At 71.8% G+C, this 26,166-nt stretch carries 19 protein-coding genes; 5 read left to right on the forward strand and 14 right to left on the reverse strand.

Annotated features, from left to right (window positions below; translation table 11 throughout):
- Window positions 1–220 precede the first annotated feature (220 nt).
- The 3 genes from ACFXKG_RS36950 to ACFXKG_RS36960 all read right to left on the reverse strand — a co-directional run bounded on the left by ACFXKG_RS36950 (window position 221) and on the right by ACFXKG_RS36960 (window position 3,980).
- On the reverse strand, window positions 221–1,213 hold the full coding sequence (locus ACFXKG_RS36950) for a carbohydrate ABC transporter permease (RefSeq protein WP_384848608.1): 993 nt from the start codon (window positions 1,211–1,213) through the stop codon (window positions 221–223).
- Complete coding sequence (locus ACFXKG_RS36955; protein ID WP_384848731.1) at window positions 1,210–2,187, reverse strand: ABC transporter permease; 978 nt, start codon at window positions 2,185–2,187, stop codon at window positions 1,210–1,212. The genes ACFXKG_RS36950 and ACFXKG_RS36955 overlap by 4 nt, the downstream gene beginning before the upstream one ends.
- A 113-nt stretch (window positions 2,188–2,300) precedes the next feature.
- A complete protein-coding gene (locus ACFXKG_RS36960) occupies window positions 2,301–3,980 on the reverse strand; it encodes an extracellular solute-binding protein (RefSeq protein WP_384848611.1) in 1,680 nt (559 codons plus the stop codon).
- A 455-nt stretch (window positions 3,981–4,435) separates the two neighbouring features.
- Here ACFXKG_RS36960 and ACFXKG_RS36965 point away from each other — a divergent pair, with 455 nt between their 5' ends.
- Complete coding sequence (locus ACFXKG_RS36965; RefSeq protein ID WP_384848614.1) at window positions 4,436–7,318, forward strand: glycoside hydrolase family 3 C-terminal domain-containing protein; 2,883 nt, start codon at window positions 4,436–4,438, stop codon at window positions 7,316–7,318.
- Between the two features lie 72 nt (window positions 7,319–7,390).
- Here the strand turns inward: ACFXKG_RS36965 and ACFXKG_RS36970 are convergent, their stop codons facing one another.
- Both ACFXKG_RS36970 and ACFXKG_RS36975 read right to left on the reverse strand, forming a co-directional pair.
- Window positions 7,391–8,614 (reverse strand): S8 family peptidase, encoded by a 1,224-nt coding sequence (locus tag ACFXKG_RS36970; RefSeq protein WP_384848617.1) that lies wholly within the window; start codon window positions 8,612–8,614, stop codon window positions 7,391–7,393.
- 205 nt (window positions 8,615–8,819) lie between these two features.
- The gene (locus ACFXKG_RS36975) at window positions 8,820–9,137 is read right to left on the reverse strand and encodes a MarR family winged helix-turn-helix transcriptional regulator (protein WP_384848620.1); all 318 of its coding nucleotides are present in this window, start codon (window positions 9,135–9,137) and stop codon (window positions 8,820–8,822) included.
- A gap of 54 nt (window positions 9,138–9,191) precedes the next feature.
- Here ACFXKG_RS36975 and ACFXKG_RS36980 point away from each other — a divergent pair, with 54 nt between their 5' ends.
- The gene (locus ACFXKG_RS36980) at window positions 9,192–9,620 is read left to right on the forward strand and encodes a DoxX family protein (RefSeq protein WP_384848623.1); all 429 of its coding nucleotides are present in this window, start codon (window positions 9,192–9,194) and stop codon (window positions 9,618–9,620) included.
- 158 nt (window positions 9,621–9,778) lie between these two features.
- Here ACFXKG_RS36980 and ACFXKG_RS36985 read toward each other — a convergent pair whose 3' ends face one another.
- The 9 genes from ACFXKG_RS36985 to ACFXKG_RS37025 form a co-directional block, all read right to left on the reverse strand.
- Window positions 9,779–11,542: a lysyl oxidase family protein gene (locus tag ACFXKG_RS36985; protein WP_384848626.1), complete on the reverse strand. Its 1,764-nt coding sequence runs from the start codon at window positions 11,540–11,542 to the stop codon at window positions 9,779–9,781.
- A gap of 330 nt (window positions 11,543–11,872) precedes the next feature.
- Window positions 11,873–13,645, reverse strand: coding sequence for an FG-GAP repeat domain-containing protein (locus ACFXKG_RS36990; protein ID WP_384848629.1), 1,773 nt, complete (start codon window positions 13,643–13,645; stop codon window positions 11,873–11,875).
- A gap of 301 nt (window positions 13,646–13,946) precedes the next feature.
- Window positions 13,947–14,561 carry a hypothetical protein gene (locus tag ACFXKG_RS36995; protein ID WP_384848632.1) on the reverse strand — a complete coding sequence of 205 codons (615 nt, stop codon included), beginning with the start codon at window positions 14,559–14,561 and terminating at the stop codon, window positions 13,947–13,949.
- Window positions 14,558–15,442 (reverse strand): carbohydrate ABC transporter permease, encoded by an 885-nt coding sequence (locus ACFXKG_RS37000; protein WP_384848635.1) that lies wholly within the window; start codon window positions 15,440–15,442, stop codon window positions 14,558–14,560. The genes ACFXKG_RS36995 and ACFXKG_RS37000 overlap by 4 nt, the downstream gene beginning before the upstream one ends.
- Window positions 15,439–16,395: a carbohydrate ABC transporter permease gene (locus ACFXKG_RS37005; protein ID WP_384848638.1), complete on the reverse strand. Its 957-nt coding sequence runs from the start codon at window positions 16,393–16,395 to the stop codon at window positions 15,439–15,441. Before ACFXKG_RS37005 ends, ACFXKG_RS37000 begins: the two co-directional genes overlap by 4 nt.
- Complete coding sequence (locus tag ACFXKG_RS37010; RefSeq protein WP_384848641.1) at window positions 16,396–17,676, reverse strand: ABC transporter substrate-binding protein; 1,281 nt, start codon at window positions 17,674–17,676, stop codon at window positions 16,396–16,398.
- A gap of 45 nt (window positions 17,677–17,721) precedes the next feature.
- Entirely contained in the window at window positions 17,722–18,465 is a 744-nt protein-coding gene (locus ACFXKG_RS37015) for a cupin (RefSeq protein ID WP_384848644.1), read from the reverse strand.
- Window positions 18,462–19,391, reverse strand: a complete 930-nt coding sequence (locus ACFXKG_RS37020) for a PmoA family protein (protein WP_384848647.1) — start codon at window positions 19,389–19,391, stop codon at window positions 18,462–18,464. The genes ACFXKG_RS37015 and ACFXKG_RS37020 overlap by 4 nt, the downstream gene beginning before the upstream one ends.
- Window positions 19,388–20,506, reverse strand: coding sequence for a Gfo/Idh/MocA family protein (locus tag ACFXKG_RS37025; RefSeq protein ID WP_384848650.1), 1,119 nt, complete (start codon window positions 20,504–20,506; stop codon window positions 19,388–19,390). Before ACFXKG_RS37025 ends, ACFXKG_RS37020 begins: the two co-directional genes overlap by 4 nt.
- A 73-nt stretch (window positions 20,507–20,579) precedes the next feature.
- On the opposite strand from ACFXKG_RS37025, the gene ACFXKG_RS37030 reads away from it, so the two are divergent.
- The 3 genes from ACFXKG_RS37030 (at window position 20,580) to ACFXKG_RS37040 (ending at window position 26,106) form a co-directional block, all read left to right on the forward strand.
- Window positions 20,580–21,578, forward strand: a complete 999-nt coding sequence (locus tag ACFXKG_RS37030) for a LacI family DNA-binding transcriptional regulator (RefSeq protein ID WP_384848652.1) — start codon at window positions 20,580–20,582, stop codon at window positions 21,576–21,578.
- Between the two features lie 241 nt (window positions 21,579–21,819).
- Window positions 21,820–23,160, forward strand: coding sequence for a Gfo/Idh/MocA family protein (locus ACFXKG_RS37035; RefSeq protein ID WP_384848655.1), 1,341 nt, complete (start codon window positions 21,820–21,822; stop codon window positions 23,158–23,160).
- Window positions 23,161–23,553: 393 nt separating this feature from the next.
- Window positions 23,554–26,106 carry an alpha-L-arabinofuranosidase C-terminal domain-containing protein gene (locus ACFXKG_RS37040; RefSeq protein WP_384848658.1) on the forward strand — a complete coding sequence of 851 codons (2,553 nt, stop codon included), beginning with the start codon at window positions 23,554–23,556 and terminating at the stop codon, window positions 26,104–26,106.
- Window positions 26,107–26,166: the final 60 nt, after the last annotated feature.

A 26,166-nucleotide genomic window follows, 5' to 3' on the forward strand; every position in this document is an offset into this window, starting at 1 on the left:
GGGCGGCGGCGCGGGGGGCGGCGGCCGCGGCGGACGCGCCGGTCAGGGCGAGCGCCGCGGCGGCGCCGGACGCGGTGGTGAGCACGGTACGTCTGCTGTGTCCCTGGTGCGGCTCGGACATGACGTCACCTTCCGTCGGTGGGGGGCGTGACGAACGGGGTGCTGTGCTGTACGGGCGGTGCTGTGTGTGGGGGAGGGCACGCGGCACGGCGGGGCGCGGTCAGCCCTTGACGGCGCCGGTGAGCATGCCCTTCCTGAAGTGCTTCTGGACGAACGGCGAGACGACCGCCACGGGGAGCAGCGCCAGCACCATGACGGCCATCTGCACCGAGAGCGGCGAGAGCTGTCCGGTCTTGATCTGCTGGCCGAGTCCGGCCGGCGGCTCCTGCTTCTGCACGAGCTGGATCATCACGTTCTGCAGCGGCATCATCTCCTGGTCGGTCAGGTAGATCGACGCGTTGAACCAGGCGCTCCAGTAGCCGACCGCGTAGAACAGCGCGATGACGGCGATGACGGCGCGGGAGAGCGGCATGACGATCTGCCAGAGGATCCGCAGATCGCCCGCGCCGTCGATGCGCGCGCTGTCCATCAGTTCCGGCGAGATGTTCATGAAGAACGAGCGCAGCACCAGGATGTTGAAGACGCTCACGGCGCTCGGCAGGATCAGCGCCAGATAGCTGTCGGTCAGCCCGAGCGCCTGCACCAGCAGATACGTGGGGATCAGTCCGGCCCCGAAGAACATCGTGGCGAGGAGGGTCAGCAGGATCCAGCGGTGCCCGAGCGAGTTGGTACGGACGAGCCCGTACGCGCACAGGACGGACACCGTCATGCTGAAGAGCGTGCCCACCAGGGTCACCCCGAGGCTGACCAGGGCCGCGCGCTGCACCTGGCCACCGCCGAGCAGTTCCTGGTAGGCGATGAAGGTGAGGTCCTTGGGGACCACCACCAGCCCGCCGGCCTCGGCGATGGTCTCCCGGGAGGAGAGGCTGGTGACGATCACGATCCACAGCGGGAAGAGAATCGCGAGGCAGGCGGCGGTCAGCGCGATGCCCTTGCCCGCCAGGCCCGCCCTGGTCGGCTCCTCCTCCCAGACGGGGCGCGGCGGGGCGGCCCGGCGGCCCGGCGGACGCGGCGCCCCGCCGCCCGTACCGGAGGCCCCGGGGCCCCCGGCGGCGCGGGTGGCCGTGTCCGTACCGGGGTCGGTGAGACTCACTTCTTGTACACCCCCTGCTCACCCATGAGATGGGCGACCTTGTTGGCCGTGAGGACCAGCCCGAGCCCGATGACGCCCTTGACCAGACCGGCCGCCGCCGCGTAGCTGAAGTCCTGGTTCCTGATGCCCGACCACCACACGAAGGTGTCCAGCACTTCCGCCGCGTCACGTCCCACGGCGTCCCGCTGGAGGAGGATCTGCTCGAAACCGACGGTCAGCGCGTCGCCCACCCGCAGCACCAGCAGCAGCGCGATCACCGGGCGCAGGGCGGGCAGGGTGACGTGCCACATCCGCCGCCAGCGGCCCGCGCCGTCCATGGCCGCCGCCTCGTACAGCTCGTGGTTGACGGAGGAGAGCGCGGCGAGGAAGACGATGATGCCCCACCCGGCGTCCTTCCAGACGCCCTCGGCCGTCACCAGGAACTTGAAGACGCCCGGGTCGGTCATCAGGTCGAAGCCGTCGATCCCGTGTTGGCGCAGGGTCTGCGCGATGATCCCCGCGCCGCCGAAGATCTGCTGGAAGACGGTGACGACCAGCACCCAGGAGAAGAAGTGCGGCAGATACATGACGGCCTGCGCCACCGCCCGCACCCGGGGCCTGATCACACTGTTGATGAGCAGGGCGAGCGCGATGGGGACCGGGAAGTACAGCACGAGCTGGAGGAAGAACAGGACCAGGGTGTTCCGCGCCGCCGCCCAGAACGCCGAGTCGGCGAAGATCCGCTGGAACTGCTCGAAGCCCACCCACGGGCTCTGCACCATGGCGACGAAGCCGTTGTCGCTGAGGTACGGGTCGTAGTCCTGGAAGGCGACGACATTGCCGAGGATCGGTACGTAGTTGAAGACCAGGACCAGCAGCAGCGCCGGCAGGACCATCAGGAGGAGCGTCCGGTCCCGCCGCAGCCGGATCCGCCCCCCGAGCTTCGGCCCGCTCCCCTTCCGCCGCCCCGGCTTCCTCTCCACCGCCCGGGGCAGGGCCCCGGCCCGTGACCGCGGTACGTCCGCCGCTCCGGCCGGCTCGCCGTCCCCGGCGGGCGGCGCGTCCGGCACTGTGCTGTGCGACACGATGAACTCCTCGTTCCCTCGCGTCAGTTCGCGGCCGGTCCGGACGCGTCGAGCAGCTTCTTGTACCAGTCGCGCAGCTTGTCGCCGCCCTGGCTCTTCCAGTCGGAGACGGCCTGCTGCATGTCGCCGACCTTCTTCCGGCCGCGGACGACGTCGTCCTCCAGCTGTTCGAAGTTGTCCGCGAGATTGGTCCAGCGGTTGGGCTCGGTGACGGTCAGCCCGTAGAAGGCGGTCTTCTTGGTGAAGGCGCCCATGCGCTGCTGCCACTCGACCTGGGCCTTCGCGATCTCGGGGCGGTCCGGGTGGGCGATGTACGCGGCCGGGTCACCGGTGTAGTCGAAGGCGCCGACGATATCGATGTTGCCCTGGTCGTTCTTGACCGGCAGCCCGTCCTTCACCGAGAAGTGGGTGCCCTCCACCCCGTAGTCGGTGAGCATCCGCTCCGTGGTGCCGTACGGCGCGGCGGTGAAGTTGGAGACGGCGAGCACATCCCTGACGAGCTTCTCCGGCGAGCCCTTCCTGACGAAGGCCCACATCCCCGCGGGCTGCTGGGCGTAGAGCCGGGGATCCCCGCCGTCATGGCCGAAGATGTCCATCGCGCCCATCTCGAACTCGGCCTTGGGCTTGCCGGTCTGCTCGACGGACTTGCCGTACCAGCTCGACAGGTCCTGGTTGTAGATCAGCACCTGCCCCGAGACGAACCGGTTGCCCCCGTCGCCCTGGACAGCCCTGGCGTCCGGGTGCACGACATCGGCCGCATACAGCTTCCTCATCCACTCCAGCGCTTCGAGGTACTCGGTGGTCTCGATCCGGTTGACGAGCTTGCCGTCGACCAGGTCCCACCACAGCGCCTTGTCGCTGCCCGGCGGCACCCCGAACACGTTGAAGGCGGTCCACTTCAGGTCGTCGCAGGCCCAGACCTTCGACCGGGCGCTGGTGATCTCCTTGGCGAAGGAGAGGAACCCGTCCGCCGTGGTGGGAAGTTCGTAGCCCTCCTTGTCGAAGATGTCCTTGCGGTAGAAAGGGGCGATGTTCACGACGTACGAGGCGGGCATCGGGATGCCGCGCAGCGCGCCGCCGAAGATCGAGCGCTGCCACGCGTCGGTCGGTACGGCCGCGAGGTTCGGGAAGTCCTTGACCTTGTCACCGGACAGATAGGGACCGAGATCCTCGAACTTGGCGTTGACGGCGCCGGGGATCTTGCCCGTCAGATTCCAGCTGGGCACGATCACCACGTCGGGGATGTCACTGGAGGCGAGCACCGCGCCGAGCTTCTCGTCATAGGTGTTCCCGTCCTGGTTCTGCCAGACGGTGCGGACCCCTATCGCCTCGTTCATCGCCTGGTAGTACGCGTTCGAACCGGCCGGCGGTGTGCCCCAGAACGGGGACATGATCTTGATGGTGCTCCCCTTGCCGAGCTTCCCGGCGACGGAGGACTTCTGCTCGGCCGTGGGGATGAAGCGGGTGAACCCCGCCGAAGACCCGTTCCTGGACGGGATGTCCGGCGGCACGACACTCTGCGCCGCGAAGGCCGGAAGGATCTTCCGCGCGTCCTTCCCGGAGGTGGCGCCCTCCTTCTTGCCGCTCTGCCCACCACCGCAGGCGGTCAGCAGCGGGGCCCCGCCGGCCACCGCGGCGGCGGCGACCGCCGTGGAGGCGAGGAAGCTTCTCCGGCTGGGGGCGGAGGAGGACTTCGGCGTCATTGCGTCAACCCTTCGTGGTGCGCCGGAACACCCGGCGGAGGGCCGCCGGTCGGCTGCGATGTCGTACGCGGGTGCGAGTCGTACGGGGTGCATGTCGTACGGGGGACGAGCGTGAGCCGAGGATCCGGCCGATCCGAAGCAGCTGGTGAACGACCGGGCCATCCCGGAAGTCGGCCATGAACTGTCGAAGCGCTTCGATGTTGCTGCGAGGTTAAATCAACGCCCCGAGGGGCACAAGAGTCGGTCCCAAGATTCCTTGACGGCGCGTCGTGCCTCATCAACAGGGGCATGACTGAACCGTGTTGAGGCACCCAGGAGTTGATGGATCGGTGCTGAGGAACGCCTTGACATGCGACGAAGAGACTCGGAGCATCGAAGCGCTTCGAAAGTCCGAAAGTCCGCTCGATCCAAGAACCCGTCCCGTCCTCCGCCAACTCCGCCAAGAGGAACCGCCCGTGACGCCAGACCAGCCGCCCTTCCGCGACCCGCAGTTGCCCCGCGCCGAACGCGTCGGTGATCTCCTCGGCCGGCTCACCCTCGACGAGAAGACCGCCCTGCTGCACCAGTACGCGCCGGCGGTGGAACGCCTGGGCGTCGCGGCCTTCCGCACCGGGCAGGAGGCCCTGCACGGGGTGGCCTGGATGGGCCCGGCGACCGTCTTCCCCCAGGCCGTCGGGCTCGGCGCCACCTGGAACGAGGACCTCGTGCGCCGGATCGGCGAGGCCGTCTCCACCGAGGCACGGGCCATGCGCACCCGCGACGACCGGGTCGGCCTCAACGTCTGGGCGCCCACCGTCAATCTGCTGCGCCACCCCTGGTGGGGCAGGAACGAGGAGGGGTACGCGGAGGACCCATGGCTGACCGCCGCCACCGCCGTCGCCTACACCCGGGGCCTGCGCGGCGACCACCCCGACTTCTGGCGCACGGCGCCGGTGCTCAAGCACTGGCTCGCCCACAACAACGAGACCGACCGGGACACCACCTCCTCCTCGGTCCGCCCCCGCGTGCTGCACGAGTACGACCTGCGGGCCTTCCGCGCGGTCGTCGAGGCGGGCTCCGTGGCCGGTGTCATGCCCGCGTACAACCTCGTCAACGGGCGCCCCAACCATGTCTCGCCGTATCTGCGCGAGCACCTGCGCACCTGGACCGGCCGGGAACTGCTCGTCTGCTCCGACGCGGGCGCCCCCAGCAACCTCGTCGACTCCGAGGCGTACTTCGACACCCACGAGGAGGCCACCGCGGCCGCGCTGCGCGCGGGCGTCGACAGCTTCACCGACCACGGCACCGACCCCGCCCCGACGGTCGCCCGGATCCGGGGCGCCCTGGAGCGGGGGCTGATCGACGAGGACGACATCGACACGGCGGTACGGCGCCAGCTCACCGTCCGCTTCTCGCTCGGCGAGTTCGACCCGGGCCTCGACCCGTACGCGGACATCGGGCCCGCGGGCGGCTGGGACACACCGCACCACCGCGCGCTCGCCGAGGAGGCGGCCGAACAGGCCGTCGTCCTGCTCAAGAACGACGGCCTGCTGCCGCTCGCGTCCGGCCGGCGGATCGCCGTGGTCGGACTCCTCGCCGACGAGTGCAAACTCGACTGGTACAGCGGCACCCTGATCCACCGCTCCACCCCGCTCGACGGGATGCGCGAGCGGTTCGGGACGGACCGGATCACCTTCGCCGAGGGCGCGGACCGGGTGCGGCTGCGGGCCACGGAGTACGGCGGCTGGGTCGCCGTACCGGAACCCGCCGGCCCGGAGGCCGCGTGGCCGGCGGCGCGCGGCGCGGAGGGCGCGCTCGACCCGGCGCTGCTCGCGGGCCGCACCGACCTGCCCCCGCTGACCGGCGGGGCGGACGACGCGGACGCGGCCGAGCTCGCCCTGATCGACTGGGGTGGCGGCGTCCTCACCCTGCGCGCGCCCGACGGCCGCTATCTCTCGGTCGCCGAGGACGGATACGTACGCGCCGCCGCGGACCAGCCGGGCGGCTGGGTCGTCCAGGAGACCTTCCGGTTCGAGGAGCATCGGGGCGGGCACCTCCTCCTGCACCTGGGAACCGGCCGATACGTCTCTGTCGCCGCCGACGGCCTGAAGGTTGCCGACCGGGGCGAACCGTTCGAGATCGTGTGCACCGAGCGCGGGGAGGAGGCGGTCGCCCGCGCGGCGGCCGGGGCGGACGTCGTCGTCGTGGTCGCGGGCAACGACCCGCACATCAACGGACGCGAGACCGAGGACCGCGACACCCTCGCCCTGCCCGGGCAGCAGGACCGGCTGTGGCGCGCCGCCCACGCCGCCAATCCGCGCACCGTCCTCGCCCTGACCTCGGCCTACCCCTACGCCGTGCCCGACGCGCACACCGCACTCCCGGCACTGCTGTGGACGGCGCACGGCGGCCAGGCCGCGGGCACCGCGCTCGCCCGGATCCTCGCCGGTGACGTGTCACCGGCGGGCCGGCTGCCGCAGACCTGGTACGCGGCCGACACCGATCTGCCCGGCCTGCTCGACTACGACATCATCGGCGGCAGGCAGACCTACCTCTACTTCGACGGCACACCGCTCTACGCCTTCGGCCACGGCCTGTCGTACACGTCCTTCGACTACGACGGCCTGGTGGTGGACCCGCCAGGCCCCCTCGACGCCACCGTCCGCGCCCGCGTCACGGTCACCAACACCGGCGCCCGCGCCTCCGACGAGGTCGTGCAGCTCTACGTGCGCGAGGCCGGGCCCCGCCCGGGGAGCCCGCACCGGCGGCTGATCGGCCACGCCCGGATCCGGCTCGCCGCCGGGGCCTCCCGTACGGTCGGACTGACCGTCCCCACGGCCGCCCTCGGCCACTACGACGTGGCGCACGGGGCGTGGACCGTACCGGCGGGGACGTATGTCTTCGAGGCCGCGGCCTCCAGCGCGGACATCCGCTGTTCGGTGCCGGTCGCCGTCCCGGGGCAGGCCCCGCGCCCCCGCTCCGTGCGCAAGGACGGCCTGGCCGCCGCCGACTACGACGAGCAGACCGGTACCGCGCTCGTCGACCGGACGAAGACGGCCGGCGACGCGGTGACCGCGCTCGACGGCTCGGGTGAACTCCTCTTCAGGGAGTGCGACTTCGGGGACGGGGTGCGCACCGTCTCCGTAGAGGTGGCGGGCGAGGGCTCCGTGGAGGTCGCCCTCGCGGGCGGCGGGGCGGTGGCGCTCGTCGAGGTACCGCCGGCGGGGGGCGGCCCGTACGACTACACGACGCTGAACGCGGAGACGCTCCACACGGAGGCACCGCTCACCGGAGTCGCGGATCTGCGCCTCACGCTCAACGGGTCGGTGCGCCTGGCCCGTGTCGGGTTCGGCGGCTGACCCGGACGCGCTGACGCCCGCCGCCGGAGAGGCGACGGGCGTCCGTGGATCACCGTTCAGGCCGCAGGACTCTTACGGTACGAGCCGCAGCAGCTTGTTGGGCGAGCCGCTGCCCGGTCCGGTCACCACCCCCGAGGTGGCGCCGTTCACGAGCGCCGTGGAGACCTGCGCCGGGGTGGCGGCGGGGTGCCCGGCGAGATAGACGGCTGCGGCGCCGGCGACGTGCGGGGTGGCCATCGAGGTCCCGGAGATCGAACTGGTCGCCGTGTCCGAGGAGTTCCACGCGCTGGTGATGGAGCTGCCGGGGGCGAAGAGGTCCACCCGCGCGCCGTAGTTGGAGTAGCTCGCCCGCGCGTCGGAGCTGGTCGTCGCCCCGACGGTGATCGCCTCCGGGACCCGGGCGGGCGAGTAGTTCTGCGCGTTGGCGTTGCTGTTTCCGGCGGCGATCGCGTAGGTCACCCCGCTCGCGATCGAGTTCTGCACCGCCGTGTCCAGCGCGGCATCGGCGCCGCCGCCGAGGGAGACGTTGGCGACGGACGGGCCGCTGTGGTTCCTGGTGACCCAGTCGATTCCGGCGACGACCTGGGCCGTCGTGCCCGATCCCGCGTTGTTGAGGACCCGTACGGCCACGATCCTGGCCTTCTTGGCCACCCCGTACGCGGTGCCCGCGGCGTTGGCGGCGACATGCGTGCCGTGGCCGTTGCCGTCCTGCGCGGTGTTGTCGTTGTCGACGGCGTCGTACCCGTACGACGCCCGGCCGCCGAAGTCCTGGTGCGTGATGCGGACTCCGGTGTCGATGACGTACACCGTCGCGCCCTCGCCCGCCGTGTCGGGGTAGGTGTACGAGCTGTTGAGCGGCAACGACGCCTGGTCGATCCGGTCGAGACCCCAGGACGGCGGGTTGGTCTGGGTGCCGAGGGCGCGTACGGTGCGGTCCTGGAAGACCTGGTCGACCGCCGGGTCGGCGGCGAGTCTGCGTGCCTGGGCCGCCGACAGGGTGGCGGCGTAGCCGTTGAGCGCGGCCGTGTAGGTCCGCCGGACGGTGCCGCCGTACTCGGCGACCACATCGCGGCCCGAGGCCGAGGCGGCCTTGAGGCCGGAACTCTCCTTGAGCGTGACGATGTAGCTGCCGCTCACGGCGTCCTCGGCGCCCGCGCCGACGACCGTTCCGAGGGCGGGGGCGGACGGGGCGGTCGCCGCCTGGGCGGGAAGGGAGACGGCGCCGAGGGCGGCGGTGGCCGCGACCGCGGTGACGGCCGCGGCGATCCGGTTCCTGGTGGTACGTATCACTGCCATGGTGAGGGGTCCTCCTCATCGTGGTGCGCGGGGGTGCGATACGGAAACGATCGCGGAGCCCGACGGCCGGGGACAAGAAGAACTGACGGGCTGTCATAGTCATGACATGGCAAGGAAATGAACTGGAATTGAGGATCCGCCCGCCTGCGGACATATGGGTGGAACACACGCCGGGGCGGCGCTCGGTGCGGCTGCCGCCGCGGTCTCACCGCACTCGGAAGGGATGGGTTCCCGGGGGCGGGCCGTCCGGGTTTACGGCGCCCAGTACCCGGGCGCCGATCTCGCGCAGTTGTTTCGGCTGCGCCTTGGTCATCGGGTCGAAGACCAGACGGCGTACCTCGGCGACATGGCCGGGCGCGGTCGCGGCGATCTTGTCGAGGCCGTCGCCGGTGAGGATCGCGAGCGTGTAGCGGCCGTCGGCCGGGTCCGGTGTGCGGCGCACCCAGCCGCGCTTCTCCAGGCGGCCGACGGCCTGCGAGGGGCGCGGGAGCGAGCCCTCGGAGAGCAGGGCCGGCGCGCTCATCCGCAGCGTGCGCCCCGGGGCCTCGGACAGGCCGGCGAGGATCAGGTACTCGAAGTGGCTGAGCCCGGCGTCGCGTTGCAGCTGCGCGTCGAGGGCGGCCGGCAGCCGGAACGGCAGGGCGACCAGGGTGATCCAGGTCTGCTCCCGGCCGTGTTCCTGTTCTCCGGCGGTACGAAGCTGCTGCGGTCGCGGGAGCAGCTGATCGCCTCAGGCCTGGGCCTGTACGAGGGCTGGCGGCCGCCCGGGATCAAGGCGCTCGGCGTCCTTGAGGTGCTGGCCGCGACCGGGCTGATCCTCCCGGCGGTGACCGGCATCGCTCCGGTGCTGGTGCCGCTCGCCGCGACCGGGCTGGTGGTCACGATGGCCGGTGCGATGGCGGTGCACGCGCGGCGCGGGGAGGTCGCCTTTCCGGTGCTGAACGCGGTGCTGCTGATCCTGGCCGCGGGGGTGGCCTGGGGGCGGTTCGGGCTGTACGCCTTCTGACGCGGACGGACCGGACCAGGCCGGACCAGGCCGGACCAGGCCGGACCAGGCCGGACCGGGCCGGGCCGGGCCGGGCCGCGGTGCCGGGCAGGCGCACCGAAGCCCCGGTCCCGGGCGGTGTGGGCAGCGCGGGACCGGGGCGGTTCAGGGGGCTCCGGTCAGGGAGCGGTGATCAGGTGGTGCGGGGGCACGGTCACCGTGCGGGCGCCGGGCTTGCCCTTCAGGACCACCTTGCGCAGCGCGACGTTGTTGGACAGGTCGGTCTCGTGCAGCCGGTGCTCGGGGTTGGCGATCACCTGGATGTAGTAGGTGCCGTTCGGCAGGTCCGTGACGTCGAAGGACTGGCCGGGACGGTACTGGGTGTACGTGTCACCGGAGCCGACGTCCAGCACCTCGCGCACCGAGATCGAGTTCTCCACACCGCACGCGGTGGACAGATCGGTGTTGTACGGAGCCCAGTTGGCGTTCTCCACCGTGTAGTCGATGGCATCGGTGTTGGCCAGGCAGAACGCCTCCTTGCCGCTGCGCACGATCTCGCTCTGGTCGGCGCTGAGCAGCCGGTAGCTGGCGAAGTCCGTGAAGTGCCAGTGCTCGTGGCCCACCCGGGCGTCCCACTCCATCGTCCCGGAGGGGGAGTAGCCGACCTGCTTGCCGGACGCGTCGTAGTAGTACTGGTACGCGTCCATCAGGTCCTTGCCGGGCGTACGGAAGCCGTCCACCACCAGCGGCGCGGGGCCCGCGTTCCACACGTTGGCGCTGAACGCCAGGTAGTCCTTGCCCGCGATGTCGCCGTCCTCGCCGTCCGTGATGGCGATGTCCCAGGCGGGCAGGGCCCGCAGGTCGGGCTTGGGGACGTCCGGCACGCTCGCGCGGCCGGTCGGGCGCTGGGCCGCGGCCTTCAGTCCGGGCTTGACCCGCGAACCGTCGTTCCTGCCGGTGGCGTCGCCGGGCTGGGCCGACCGGCTGACGGCCGCGCCACCGTTCTTGAGCACGTGCGGGAGCTCGGGCGTGGTGGGGGCGTCGGCGCCCCGGCCGTCGGGGTGGCCGCCGTGCGCCGAGGCGGGGGCGCCGGCCTTCGCACCGGAGCCCATGGAGTGACCGGCCATGGATCCGCCGTTCATGGACCCGCCGTTCATGGCGTGGCCGGCCATGGCGTGGTCCGGGGCTCCGGACGCCGTCGGCTTCCGCGCCGACCGGGCGAGTCCCGCGCCCTCGTCGTCCGTGCGCTGCCGCACGATCACCTTGACCGTCTGCGGCTTGTTCGCCATGTTGAACAGCTCGCGGTAGCGCTTCGCCACGGAGACGGTGGCGGTGTACTCGCCGGCCGCCAGATCGACCTGCTTCCCCTCGTACTGCCGGCTGGTGTTGGTCGCCCAGCCGTTCTCGACGCCCCACACCGAGCCGAGGGTGAAGGGGTTGGCCGGGCAGCTCTCCGGATACTTCGAGGTCGCCGGGGCGTCGGGCCGGATCCGTCCCGACGCGTTGTTCGGGCAGAAGGTCTCGCTGGTCGACAGCACCTTCTTGCCGGCCGCGTCGGTGAAGGTGATCCGGAGGAAGTCCTGGAGGCCGGTGAAGTCCTTCACCATTCCTTCCGGGAGGGTCTTGACCCGGGTCGTGCCGCCCTTGTGGATGATCTGCTGGGCGACCACGGGCGTCTTGTAGTCGGCCGCGCGCTTCACCCGGAACTCCAGGGGTCCGCCCTCGACGGTGACATACGTGCCGAGGTCCACGTACACCCCCGACTCGCCCTCCCACCGGTCGAGTGTCACGGAGGCGGAGGCGGCTATCAGGTCGAGTTGCGGAGCGGTGGGCGTGGCGGCTCCGGCGACGGGCGCGGCTCCGGCCACGCCCGCGACGACGGCGAGCGCCGCGGCGCCGGCGACCGCCGAACGCCGCGTGCGGCTGTGCTGAGGTCTGGTCATCGGTTCCTCGTCTGGGTCTGCCACGGGGCAGGGGGGATGGGGGTGACGCTCGCGATTCGTACCGGTACATCCCGATGTGCCGGGCCGAGCTGTGAGCAACCTGTGAGATCCGATGAGGTGCCTTCCGGTTGCCTCGGTCCCCGAAGCAGCCGATCGTTGGCCGGAATTGAACACTCTCCCGTGGATCCGGCCAAGGTGAGGTACGACCACTTTCCCCGGTGCGGCAGGCGTGGTACGTGGCCGTGCTCCGGTGGCCCCGGACATGACGGAGCGCCCCGGCCGAACGAGTCGGCCGGGGCGCCGTGGTCCCCAGGAGGAGGGGTGGTGCGGTCAGACGAGGTCGGCGTACTGGTTCCAGCCGCCGGATCCGATCTTCACGCGCTCCTTGAAGGGGGTGGCGGCGAGGCCCGTACCCGCGTAGAAGTACAGCTCGCCCGCCGAGTTGGACGCCAGCAGGTCCGCGCGGCCGTCGCCGTTCAGGTCGCCGGGCGCGGTGAGCTTGTTGTACTGGCTCCAACCGGCCCCGCCGACCTGCGTCTTCGGGCCGAACGGCGCGCTCGCGTCGCCCGTGCCCGCGTACAGGAACAGCCCCTCGGAGCTGCGCGCGACCAGGTCCGCGCGGCCGTCGCCGGTCAGGTCACCGGCGCCGACGATCGTGTTGAACTGCATCCAGCCGCTGCCGCCGACCTGCACCCGGGCCTTCACCGAAAGCCCGTTGCCGCTGCCCGCGTTGAAGTACAGCGCGGTGGAACTGCGGGAGAGCAGGTCGCTCTTGCCGTCGCCGTCGAGGTCGCCGGGGCCCATCACGAGGTTGTACGCCTTCGAACCGCCCGCGAGCTGCGGCTTGTCGGCCGCGTAGAGGCCCGTGTTGTACAGGGCCCCGTCGTACGTGCTGTGCTCGATCAGGTCCGAGATGCCGTTCGCCCGCAGCGACACGGAGTGCGTCAGCCGCGAGTCGGCCGGGTCCCAGCCCTCACCGACGAGGTACCGCTCGCTGAGGCGTCCCGTACCGGTGGCGAAGTAGTAGAAGAGGTCGCCGTTCGGGGTACGGGCGAACACCCCGTCCTTGCCGAAGTGCGGCGGATTGCCCGCGCCCGCGAACTGGGTGAGCGTGCCCCAGTTCTCGCCGATCGTCTCGCGGGCGGCGAGAGTGCCGTCGGCGTTGCCCTCGTAGTAGTAGAGGGTGCCGTCGTACGCACGGGCCACCAGGTCCGGGGTGCCGTTCCCGCTCAGGTCCGAGCCGCCGACGATCTGGTTGTACTGGAGCCAGCCGGTGCCGCCGAGCTGGATCCGCTCCTGGAACGGATACCCGCTGACGCTGCCGTTGCCCGGGTAGAGATACAGCCCCGTCGCGTTGCGCACGAGGATGTCGGCGAAGCCGTCCCCGTTCAGGTCGTCCACGCCGATGAGCTGGTCGAACTGGCTCCACCCGGCGCCGCCGACCTGGATCCCGGCGCCGAAACCGGCACCGGTGCCGGGGAAGAGGAAGAGCCCCGCCGCGCTGCGCGCCAGCAGATCGGGTTTGCCGTCCCCGTTCAGATCGCCGGGGACGAACAGCTTGTTGTACGCCTGCCACCCCGTGGAGAGGGTGGTGTACGAGGACATCCCGCCGTCGGTGGTGGCGTTCGCGCCGTTGTGCAGCCGCAGGGCGCCGGTGGGGGAGAGGGTGAGGATGTCCGGCTTGCCGTCGCCGGTGAGGTCGCCGGGCAGGAGCAGGTCCTTGACCTCGGCCGCGTCCTCGGGGATGACCTCGGCGCCGCCGGTGGCCCAGTCCACCCACACGGAACCGTAGTTGGTCCGGTAGACCAGCTCACCGAGGCCGTTGCCGTTGAAGTCGGAGCGGTTGACCGCGGCGCGCGCCGCCGCCCGCGCCGAGGCGGAGCCCTTGGCCTTGGCGGAGCTGCGGTCCGGGACGGCGAAGGCGGGACGCTCGGCGCCGTCCGGCACCGGCAGGGTGACGGTGCCCTGCGGCCCGCCGGGCGCCCCGTCGGCCGAGGCCGGAGCGGCCAGGACGCCGCCGGTCAGTACCGTGGCGCAGGTGAGCGCGGCGGGCAGGGTGATGCGTCGGCGCCACCGGGCCCGGGGTCTCGCGGGAGTGGACATACATCCTCCAGTCAGTGGGTGGGAGGGCGCCGTCGGCGCGTGGCGCGGCGGCGGTGCGATGGTGTGCGCGCCGGCCCGACACGGCGGACCGCCGGCTCGTGGCACGGCGGAAGCTGCCCCCGTCAGCGATGACGCCCTCCCCAGGTCGTGCACGTAGGTGTAACCGCCAGCCGCGCCTGAAAGCAAGTGAGTTGTGAAGCAGAGCTGGACGATCAGTGTACGAAAGGGGAGGAACGTGTGGCCGGCGCGGGGTCATCCGGTACGCCGGAGGTGAACGCCCGGTGACCGGTACCCGGATCCGTCAGGGGCCGGACCGCCCGCCGCGCGCCGCGCCCCGGTCCCGTACGTCGATCGCGGTGAGCGCCAGCGCGAGCGGCCCCGGCGCCAGAAAGGCCAGCGGCAGCATCATCCACCCGCAGAGCACGGCGGCGGCCAGCGCGAGCAGCACCAGCGCGCTGCCGCCCGGGTCCCGGAGCACGTCCCGGGCCGCCCCGAGCACCGCCGGGCGCCAGTCCGTGAGCGACTCGGGGCGCGCGCACGCGCGCAGGCCGATCACCGCCGCACCGGCGCCGATCACCCCCGCCACCACGGCGAACACCCGCGCCCCCGGCAGCCCGGCGCCGGCCAGCGCCAGGTCCGCCGCCAGCAGCAGCGCCCCCGCGAGGGCCAGCGCCCCCGCGGCGAGATCGCCGGGGCGCAGCCGCTCCCGCAGTACGGTCAGGTACCGGCCCGCGGTGGCCGGCCGGTCCCGCCGGCCGCCGCGCAGCACCTCACAGGCGGTGGAGAGCGCCGCGGGCACGGTGACCAGCGGCAGACAGACCACGGCCGTGATCAGACCGATGCTCAGCACATCGGCGAAGAGCGTCACGCGCGGCCCGAAGATCTCGCCCGGCTCCCGGGCCGGTGCCGCGCTCATCCCTTGATCCCGGAGTTCGCCATGCCCTCGACCAGGAACCGCTGGAAGGCGAGGAAGAACAGCACGATCGGCAGCAGCGCGATCACCGACATCGCGAACATCGGGCCGAACGCCGACTGGCTGGAGGCGTCCACGAACGACCGCAGCGCCAGCGTCAGCGTGAACTTCTCCGGGGAGAAGAGATAGATCAGCTGGGTGAAGAAGTCGTTCCACGTCCAGATGAACGTGAAGATCGCCGTGGTGATCAGCGCGGGCCTGATCAGCGGCAGGATGATCGAGAAGAAGCTGCGGAACGGACCGCAGCCGTCGATCCTCGCCGCCTCCTCCAGCTCACGCGGCAGCCCGCGCATGAACTGCACGATGAGGAAGACGAAGAACGCCTCCGTGGCGAGGAACTTCGGCAGGATCAGCGGCCAGTAGGTGTTCACCATCCCGAGCTGGTTGAAGATGATGTACTGCGGGATCAGCACCGCGTGGTGCGGCAGCATGATCGTCGCGATCATGAACGCGAAGAGCGGCCCGCGGAAGCGGAAGCGCAGCCGCGCGAAGGCGTAGGCCGCCAGCGAGCAGCTCAGCACGTTGCCCACGACCGCGCCGCCCGCGATCAGCAGCGAGTTGGTGAGCATCCGCCACACGGTCACGTCGTTCACGCCGTCCAGGGCGGTCGTGTAGTTCGACCACTCCAGCCTTCCCGGCAGCAGCCGGAGACTGGCGATCACCTCGTCGGCGGGCTTGAGCGAGGTGGCCAGCAGCCAGGCCAGCGGATACAGCATCACCAGCAGCACGGCCAGACACCCGGCGTGCAGGGCGATCCGGCGCCACGGAACGGGCTTGCGGGACACGGCGGTCGGGGCGGTGGCGGGGGTCGTCGTGGTGGTCATCGGGCCTCCTCGTCGGCGTAGAAGACCCAGGAACGCGAGGTACGGAACAGCACCACGGTGACGGCGCCGATCGCGAGCAGCAGCACCCAGGCCATGGCGGAGGCGTAGCCCATGTGCGAGGCGACGAAGCCGCGGTCGTAGAGGTACAGCGTGTAGAAGAGCGTGGAGTCCGCCGGACCGCCCTTCCCCGCGCTGACCGCGAACGCGGGCGTGAACACCTGGAACGCCTGGATGGTCTGGAGCACCAGGTTGAAGAAGAGGACCGGCGACAGCATCGGCAGCGTGATGGAGAGGAACTGCCGCCACCGGCTCGCCCCGTCCACGGCCGCCGCCTCGTACAGCTCCGACGGGATCTGCTGGAGCCCCGCCAGGAAGATCACCATCGGGGAGCCGAACTGCCACACCGTCAGCAGTGCCACGGCCAGCAGCGCCCAGCCGGGCCGGTTGACCCAGCCGCCGGTGCCGAGGCCAAGGGAATCGAGCAGCGTGTCGACCGTGCCGCCGTCGTTGAAGATCGCCCGCCAGACCAGCGCGATCGACATGGACGCGCCCAGCAGCGACGGCGCGTAGAACGCGGACCGGTAGAACCCCTTGCCGCGCCGTACGGACTTCAGGGCCAGCGCCACGGCCAGCGCGAGCCCGAGCTGCAGGGGCACGGCGATCACGACGTACCCCAGGGTCGCGCCGACCGACCGCCAGTAGCGCGGGTCCTCGGTGAACATCTGCGTGTAGTTGCGCAGCCCCACCCAGTTCGGCGCGTTGAACATGTCGTAGTCGGTGAACGACAGATAGAGCGAGACGGCCATCGGCAGCAGCGTCAGCACGCTCGCGCCGAGCACCCAGGGGGAGAGGAAGACCCACGCGGCGCCCTCGCGCCGGCGCCGGCGCGGCCGGTGCGGCGCCGGTGAGGCCCCGCCGCGCGCCCGGGCCGCGGGTATGTCGGTGGTGGTCATCTACCTCAGCTCCGCCTTCGCCTGGGTGACGTAGTCCTCGGCCGCCTCGCGCGGCGACATCCGCCCGAACGACACCTGGTCGTAGTCGCGGCTGAAGGTGGTCTGCAGGGCGCTGTCACCCGAGGGCGGGGCCTGCGGAGGGTCGTTGAGGGCGCCCTCGACCGTGGCCTGGTAGTCGGCGACCGTCCGGTCGAAGTCCTTGAGCCCGGGGACCACGTCCGCGCGGATCGACTCGTTGACCGGGATGCCGCGGCTCGCGCCGAGGATCTTCGCCGCGTCCTTGTCGTTGATCATGAAGTCGATGAGCTGGGCCGCCTCCTTCGGATGCCCGGTGCCGGCGGCGGCCCCCATGAACATCGACGGCTTGAAGTACTGCCCCGGCGTGCCGTCCTCGCCCGACGGCATCGGCGCCAGGGTCACCCCGTTCGCCACGAGCGGCGTGAAGCCGCTCGACGGCGCGTCCCAGTTGAAGTCGGAGACCGCCTTGCCGCGGCCGAGCGGGGTGTTCTCCACCGAACCGTCGAGCTGGGTCGTCTGCTCGGCGGGGGAGACCGCGCCCTCGCGCCGCAGCCCGTCGGTGAAGGTCCACCAGCGCGTCAGGTCCCCGGCCGTGAAACCGAGCCCGCCGCCCTTCGTGTAGAGGGACTTGCCCTGGCCGCGCAGCCACACCTCGAAGCAGTCCTCGCTCTGGCCGGGGTCGACGGCGCCGGGCTTCCCGGTGCGCTCCGCCAACTGCCGTACCGCGTCCGCCCAGTCGTTCCAGGTCCAGCCCGCCCGCGGCGGGGCGACCCCGGCCGCCCGCCACTCCTTCGCGTCGTACACGACCGCCTCCGTGCCGCGCGCCTGCACGAGCGCGTACTGCGTGCCGTCCACCGCCCCGGTGGCCAGCAGCCCCGGGTCGATCTCGTCCGTCCGCAGGGCCTTCGGCTGCGTACCGAGGTCCAGCAGGACCCCGCCCGTCGCGTACTGGTCGATCATCCGGTAGTCGAGCTGCATCACATCGGGCGCGTCGCCGCCGGCCGCCTGCGTGGCCAGCTTCTGCTTGTACGCGTCGTAGCCGGCGAACGACGTCTGGACGACGATCCCCGGGTGCCTGCTCTCGAACAGCGCGACGGCCTCGTCGGTACGGGCCGCCCGGTCGGGGTTCCCCCACCAGGTGTAGCGCAGGGTCACCTTCCCGCCGGTGCTCGTCCCGTCGCCCCCGCCGCAGGCGGTGAGCAGGGCGCTGAGCGTGAGCGTCACGAGGAGCGCGCAGGACCTCGTCGTCCTGTTTCCGGGCATGCTGGACTCACTTCTCCTTTCCCTGTACGTCCTGGTGTGCGGTGGTTACGCGCCCGGCTGCGGGAGGGTCGTCCCGGGCAGCTCGTACTCGTCGCGGCGCCCGCACATGCCGTAACCGCCCAGCCGGCTGGGACCGCTGTCGTACGCCCGTGAATTGGCCAGATACTCCGGCTCCCCGGCCTCCAGCGCGTCGAGCTGCGCGCCCGTGCGCTCCGCCGTCGCCAGCGCGCCGGCCCGCCACAGCTCCCGCCACGCGGCCACCTTGGGGCGGACCAGCCGGGCCGCGGCCCGCTGGAACTCCCGGTACGGACCGTTGTCACCCGCCTCCAGCGCCTCCCGCAGGACCAGATAGCCGCTCACGGCGAGATCCCTGCGCCGCCGCGCGGCGGCCTCCGCCTCGGGGCCGGACTTCGCGGGCAGCGCCGCCGCGGCGGCGTACCGTTCGGGGTCCGCGAGGTAGTCGGGCGGAAAGGTGAAGACGGCGTCGCCGGCCTCCGGCAGACCGCTGTTCTGCATCAGGACCGTGATGCGCAGCCCGCCGCCCTGCACCATGCGGTGCACGGTGCCCGGCGTGAACCAGGCCACGGCGCCGGCCTCCAGCGGCGTCTCCCGGTAGCCACCGGGCGACAGCGTCTGCACCGCGCCCCGGCCGCCCGTGACGACGTACGCCTCCGTGCACACCAGATGCAGATGCGGGCTGCCACCGCACACCCCGTCGGCCGCCTCCCAGTCGTAGGCGCTCAGGTGCGAGAGCCCGACGGCCCCCGGCAGCGGGTGCGGCAGGCTCACCACGGCAGACCCTTGAGATGCGCGCCGACCCGCTCGCGGTCCCAGGCGCCGTCGGCGACGACCACCCGGTAGCGGTACGCGAAGGACTCGCCCGGCGGCAGCGCGAACTCCTCGAAGAACGCCCAGGAGAACGCCACGGTCGGGATGGGCTCGGAGCGTACGAACCAGTGCGAGGCGTGGATCGCGCCGTAGTCCTCGTCGTTCTCCGGCGCGTGCGCGAAGACCAGCGTGGAGTGCCCGTCCACGTCGTCGTGCTCGCCGGTGAAGGCCAGCCAGGGGCCCTGAGTCCCCATCAGGCTCTCCGGTTCGGGCTCACCCGCGCCGGGCGGGCCGAGGACGGCGCCGCCGGTGAAGTCCCGGGGGCCGCGCCACTGGAGCCCGGTGTACCCGGCCATCTCGCGCCCCGCGGTGGTCGGCGAGCCGAACAGCAGGGGCTCGGCGCGCAGGTTCGTCAGCCGGATCGTCCAGTCCAGCGCCCAGGCCCCGGCGTCCTCGTCCACCGAGTGGACGGTGATGCCGCGCTCCTCACGGGCCCACTCGGCGCCGCCGTTCTCCACCCAGGTGAGGTCCTCGACGAAGCCGAACCGGTTCTCCTCCACGGCGAAGACGGGGAAACCGTCGTGGCGCATCGAACCGACCCGCTCGCGGATCGGCAGATACCCCTCGCCGTGGACGTACGAGTTGCCGCCCCAGAAGTTCTGCCCGGACAGATGACTGGCCGTCATCTGCAGCCCCTTGTGCCACCGGTGGTCGTTGGGACGGTAGCCGGTGACCGGTCGGCCCGCGAGGGTGCGCAGGGGATGGATGTACGGTTTCCGCGCCTCGAAGGGGTCGGGATCGGGCCGGTAGACGTAGGACAGCAGCTCGACGCCGCCGTGCCGGACCGAGATCCGCTCGCCGTGGGTGTGGGTGACCTGAATCGTCATCGCTGGGGGCTCCAGTCGGGGTGGCCGCCGTGCATGGCCGTGTAGTAGGAGTCGGTGGGGGTGATCCCGCCCGCGTGCACAGGCTGCCCACTGAACGCCGCCTTGTAGAGTGCCGCGGCGAATTCGACCGTGCGCCGCGCCTCGGCGCCGCTGCCCGGCGGCCGGATCCCGGCCGCCATGGCGTCGAGTACGGTGCCCAGTTGCGCCGCGTGCGAGCTGGGCACATCCGCCGCCGGGGTGCGCCAGGCGTCGGCCCGCTCCGCCCCGACGTGCGGGGCCGGGGTGTAGACCCAGTCCGCGTTCGTATGGCCGTAAAGGTGCGTCAGTTCGACCGTGGCGTCGGCGCAGTCGATCCGGATCCGGCTCACCTCGTCCGGCGACAGGACGCTGTTGACGACGGTGGCGAGGGCGCCGTTCGCGAACCGCACCAGCGCCGTCGAGACATCCTCGCTCTCCGTGTCGTGGACCAGCCGGGACGCCATGGCGCGGATCTCGGTCCAGTCGCCCAGCAGATGCAGCAGCAGGTCGTACTGGTGGATGCCGTGCCCCATCGTGGGGCCGCCGCCCTCGCTGGACCACCGGCCGCGCCACGGCACCGCGTAGTACGCGCTGTCGCGGTGCCAGGTGGTCTGGCAGTGCGCGACCAGCGGGGCGCCCAGTTCACCGCCCGCGATCAGCTCCCGGGCATGCGCCGCCCCGGAGCCGTACCGGTGCTGGAAGACCACCGAGGCGTACGCCCCGGACGCCGCCTCGGCCGCGGCGATCTCGTCGTACTCCGCCAGCGACAGGGTCAGCGGCTTCTCGCACAGCACCCAGGCGCCCGCCTCCAGCGCGGCGACCGTCTGCGCGCGGTGCAGGGAGGGCGGGGTGCCGATGAGGACCAGGTCGGGGCGGACGGCGCCGAGCATCGCGTCGAGCGAGCCGAACCCCTCGACCGCCGTACCGCCGTCGGCGGCCGTCGCGCGGAACGCGTCCAGCCGGTCCTGGTCCACGTCGACCGCGGCGACCAGCTCGATCCGGTCGGCGTGGGAGCGGAGGGCGGGGAGATGGCTTCCGGTGACGATGGCGCCGGTGCCGACGACGGCGGCGCGCAGGCGGGCGGGGGGCTGGTCCATGCGGTGCTCCTCGGATGGAAACCGATCTTCATTGACGCCGGTGGTGCGGGGTGTCAACCTTCGGGGCGTGCAGGTGACGATTCGAGAGGTTGCGAAGGTGGCCGGGGTCTCCCCGTCCACGGTGTCCCGGGCGCTGGCGCCCGGCGGAACGGTGAGCGAGGCGACGCGCGAGCGGGTACGGGCCGCGGCGGACCGGCTCGGCTATCAGCCGAACCCTTCGGCACGCGGCCTGATCACCGGGCGTACGGGGCACCTCGGACTGATCGTGCCTGATCTGCTGAACCCATTCTTCGCGGACATCTGCAAGGGGGTGCAGGCGCGGGCGCGGGGCCTCGGCCACGCCGTGTTCGTCAGCGACGCCGAGCGCGACGAGGGACTGGAGCTGGACGCGATCCGCACCCTGGCCCCGGAGGTCGACGGCATCGTGCTGTGCTCCCCGCACCTCAGCGGCGAGGAGCTGGCGTCGCTGCCCGCCCTGACCGCCAAGCCGATCGTGCTGCTGCACCGCAAGGAGCCCGGCTTCGCGAGCGTCACCGCCGATCTCGTCGAGGGCATGGGCGACGCGCTCACGCATCTGCACGCCCTCGGACACCGCAGGATCGCCTACGTGGGCGGGCCGCGCTCCACCTGGGCGGCGCGCGAGCGCGCGGCCGGCATCGAGGCCATGGCCGAGACCGGCAAGGTCGAGATTGTCCATGTCGGGAGCGTCGCGCCGCACTTCGACGGGGGCATCACCGGCGCGGCCGACGTGGTGCTGGCCAGCGGTGCGAGCGCGGTGGTGGCCTTCAACGACATCGTCGCGTTCGGACTGATCAGCCGGTTCACCGCGCGGGGCGTCCGGGTGCCGGAGGAGATGAGCGTGGTCGGCTGCGACGACATCGCCCTGTCCGGGATGGCCGCCCCGCCGCTGACCACCGTCTCCGTACCCAAGTCGCACGGCTCGCGGGCCGCCGTCGACCTGCTCTTCCGGATCCTGGGCACCCCGGCCGTCGAAGGCGCCGAACCCCTGCAGCGCGTCCTGCCGACCCACCTCGTGGTACGGGGGTCGACGGCCGTCGTCGGCCGGGGCTGACCTGCGCACTTCCGAGCCCTTCGGTCGACGGGGAGCGAGTGTCTGCAAACGTTGCCAGTCAGTTTCCAACTGGCCGGGAAGTTACGCCCGCAAGAACGACCGAGTCAATGAAATCTCCGGAATCAGCAGCGAACACACCGCCGGAGGGCACCCTTGTCGGTGACGCGCCGGCATGCAATCGTTGCCGCGGAAATCCCGGAATCCCGACCCGGGATCCTCACCCGAGCGAGCGGAGATCCCCATGCAGGACCCCACCGTGCGTCGTCGCCGCTGTGCCGTGGTGGGTCTGGGCGCCCGGGCGCAGTTGTTCACCGAGGCGCTGGCGGGGGAGTACGCGGACCGCGTGGAACTGGTCGGGTTCTGCGACGTCAACGGGCACCGGATGGCCGTCCACAACGAGTGGCTGGCCGCCGCGCGCCCGGGGCTGCCGCCCGTACCCGCCTACGGCGCGGACGCGTTCGGGGAGATGCTGCGCCGCGAGCGGGTCGACCTGGTGGTGGTGTGCAGCGTGGACCGTACGCACGACCGGTACATCGTCGAGGCCCTGGAGGCCGGGTGCGACGTGGTGACCGAGAAGCCGATGACGACGGACGCGGCCAAGGCGCGGCGGATCCTCGATGCCCGGCGGCGGACGGGGCGCGAGGTGCGGGTGGCGTTCAACTACCGGTACAACCCGGTGCACGCGGCGGTACGGGAGACCCTCGCCTCGGGCGCGATCGGCGAGGTGGGCTCGGTCCACTTCGAGTGGCTGCTGGACCTGCGGCACGGCGCGGACTACTTCCGGCGGTGGCACCGGGAGAAGGCGAACTCCGGCGGCCTGCTGGTGCACAAGGCGACCCACCACTTCGACCTGGTCAACTGGTGGCTGGACAGCACCCCGCGGACGGTCTTCGCACAGGGCGGCCTGTTCTTCTACGGCGCGGAGAACGGGCGGCGCCGGGGGCTGGCCCGGGAGTACGACCGGGCCCACGGCGCCCCGGCCGCCGAGGACGACCCCTTCGCGGTGCGGCTGGCGGACTCACCCGTGCTCACCTCCCTGTACCTGGACGCGGAGGGCGAGGACGGCTACCACCGCGACCAGAACGTGTTCGGCCCCGGGGTCACCATCGAGGACGACATGGCGGTCCTGGTGCGGTACGCGTCGGGGGCGACCCTGACCTACCACCTCACGGCGTACGCCCCCTGGGAGGGGTACCGGATCGCGTTCAACGGGAGCCGGGGCCGGCTGGAGCTGCTGGTCGAGGAGTCCACCTGGGCCCGGCCCGCCGCGCGCGCGGCGGGCGGCGGAGCCGTGCTGCACGGAGCCGCCGTGGGCGACACCGCGGGCCGGACGGAGCTGCTGCTCCGGCCCTTCTGGGCGGAGCCGCGCGAGGTGAAGGTGGCGACCGGGGAGGGCGGCCACGGAGGCGGGGACGTACGGATGCTCGCCGACCTCTTCGGCGCGCCCGGGGACGGCTCCGACGCGCTGGGGCGGGCGGCGGACGCCGCCGACGGCGCCCGGTCGCTGGTGACCGGCCTGGCCGCCAACGAGTCCCTCGCCACCGGGCTGCCGGTCCACACCCGCGACGTCCTGGACATCTGACCCGGCGCCCGCTCCGGGGCGCCACGCCTGCCCCCGCCCCGGATCCCGGGCCCGCCGCTGCCCCGGATCCGGGGCAGCCGCCCGGCCACCGGCCGGAGTCCGGCCCCGGGACCGCCCCTGCCCTCGGATCCCCGGGCCCGTCGCGCGGCCACCGGCCGGAGTCCGGCCCCGGGCACACTCCTCGCCCTCGCCCCCAACTACCGTGCGGCACCGACGAGTCGGCACACCGATGCCCGGACCACACCGGTCCGGGCATCGGCGCGTCCGCACTCCGCCACCCCGGATTCATCCGGCTCTGCGCGAACCATTGACGCCTCCGCACGCTCCTCCCTATCTTGCCGTTCGAAGTTCTGACCATCGTCCGAGATATCGAACGAGGAGCCGCAGACACTCATGCCACGCACACGCTGGAGGCCGGCTCTCACGGCTGTGGCGCTCCTGGTGACGGCCAACGCGCTCCAGGCGCCCGCGAGTGCCGCGCGGGAGACGGCGCGGGACACCGCCGTGAACGCCGCCCAGGACACCACCGACTACACGCTCGACATCGACACCCGCGGTACGGGCCCCCGGATCGACGACACCATGTACGGCGTCTTCTACGAGGACATCAACCGCGCCGCGGACGGCGGCCTGTACGCCGAACTCGTCCAGAACCGGTCGTTCGAGTACAGCAGGGCCGACAACGCCTCCTACACGCCGATGACCGCGTGGACCCCCACCGGCACCGGCACGGTCGCCGCCGTCGACGACGGCGACCGCCTCCACGAGCGCAACCGGACCTATCTGCGGCTGGACCCCGACGGGTCGGCCGAGGGCACCGGCGTCGTCAACTCCGGCTACAGCACCGGGATCGCGGTGGCCGAGGGCAAGCGGTACGACGTCTCCGTCCGGGCGCGCACCGACCGGCCCGCCGGCACCCCCCTGACACTCGCCCTGCGCGACGCCGACGGCGCAGCCCTCGCGCCCCCGCTGCGTGTCACCGCGCGCGGCGACACCTGGACCAAGTACACCGCCACCTTCACCGCCACCGCCACGAGCACCGCGGGGCGCCTCGCCGTCACCGCGGGCGGCACCGGCACCGTACGGCTCGACATGGTCTCGCTCTTCCCCCGGGACACCTACAAGGGCCGCCCGGGCGGACTGCGCAAGGACCTCGCCGAGAAGATCGCCGCCCTGAAGCCCGGGTTCGTCCGCTTCCCCGGCGGCTGCCTCGTCAACACCGGCAGCCACGAGGGGTACGACGAGGCGTCGGGCTGGCAGCGCAAGCGGTCCTACCAGTGGAAGGACACGATCGGACCGGTCGAACAGCGCGCGACCAACGCCAACTTCTGGGGCTACAACCAGAGTTACGGACTCGGCTACTACGAGTACTTCCAGTACGCCGAGGACATCGGTGCGATGGCCCTGCCGGTGGTGCCCGCCCTCGTCACCGGATGCGGCCAGAACCAGGTGACCGACGACCCGGCCCTGCTGCGGCGCCACGTCCAGGACACCCTGGACCTGATCGAGTTCGCCAACGGCCCGGCCACCTCGGTCTGGGGCAAGAAGCGGGCGGCCATGGGGCATCCGAAGCCCTTCGGTCTCACCCACATCGAGGTCGGCAACGAGGAGAACCTGCCCGACGCGTTCTTCGAGCGCTTCACCGAGTTCAGGAAGGCCGTCGAGGCCCGGTACCCGGACATCACCGTCATCTCCAACTCCGGCCCCGACGCCAGCGGTACCACCTTCGACCGGGCCTGGCAGCTCAACCGGGACGCGAAGGTCGACATGGTCGACGAGCACTACTACCGCAGCCCGCAGTGGTTCCTGGAGAACAACGACCGCTACGACGGCTACGACCGCTCGGGGCCCAAGGTGTTCCTCGGCGAGTACGCCTCCCAGGACAACCGCTTCCGCAACGCGCTCGCCGAAGCCGCCTTCATGACCGGCCTCGAACGCAACGCGGACGTCGTCAAACTCGCCTCGTACGCCCCGCTGCTGGCCCACACCGGCGCGGTGCAGTGGCGGCCCGACATGATCTGGTTCGACAACACACGGTCCTGGGGCTCGACCAGCTACGAGACGCAGAAGCTGTTCATGACCAACACCGGCGACCGGGTCGTCCCGAGCACGGCGAGCGCCACCCCGGCCCTCTCCGGACCGATCGAGGGCGCCGTCGGCCTCTCCACCTGGGCCACCAGCGCCGCCTACGACGACGTACGCGTCACCGGCGAGGACGGCACCACACTCCTCGACGACGACTTCTCCGACGGCGACGGCCGGTGGACGAAGGCGGCGGGCGCCGGCGCCTGGACCGTCGAGGACGGCCGTTACGTCCAGTCCGACGCGGCGGCCGAGAACACCCTGGTCACGGCGGGCGACCCGGCCTGGCGGAACTACGACCTGAACGTGAAGGCCACCAAGCGCTCCGGCAAGGAGGGCTTCCTGGTCGCCTTCGGCGTCAAGGACACCGGCAACTACTACTGGTGGAACCTCGGCGGCTGGAACAACACCCGCTCCGCGGTGGAGAAGGCGGTCGGCGGTGCCAAGCAGTCGATGACCGAGGACAGCACGACGATCGAGACCGGCCGCGAGTACGACCTGCGCGTCTCGGTCCGGGACCGCGAGGTCACCCTCTTCCTCGACGGCGAGGAGTGGGGCAGGTTCACCGACGACAAGGTGGCCGAACCCTTCCGGCAGGTCGTCACGCGCGACGGGAAGGACCTCGTCGTCAAGGTCGTCAACGCCCAGGACGCCGCGGCCCGTACCACCATCGACCTCGGCCGGTCCACCCGCGTCGCGCCCACCGCGCGGCTGACCACCCTCAGCGGTGACCCGGACGCCGTCAACACCGCCGACGAGCAGCCGATCACACCGCGCACCTCCACCCTCACCGGGGCCGACGCGCGCTTCACCCACACCTTCCCGCCGAACTCGATCACCTTCGTACGCCTGGGACTGCGGTGACACCCACCGCTCCGCCGGCCCCCAACGGGGCGCCGTACGACCTCCACCACCCACACCTCT

The organism is Streptomyces sp. NPDC059255 (assembly GCF_042752355.1).
Classification (GTDB): Bacteria; Actinomycetota; Actinomycetes; order Streptomycetales; family Streptomycetaceae; genus Streptomyces.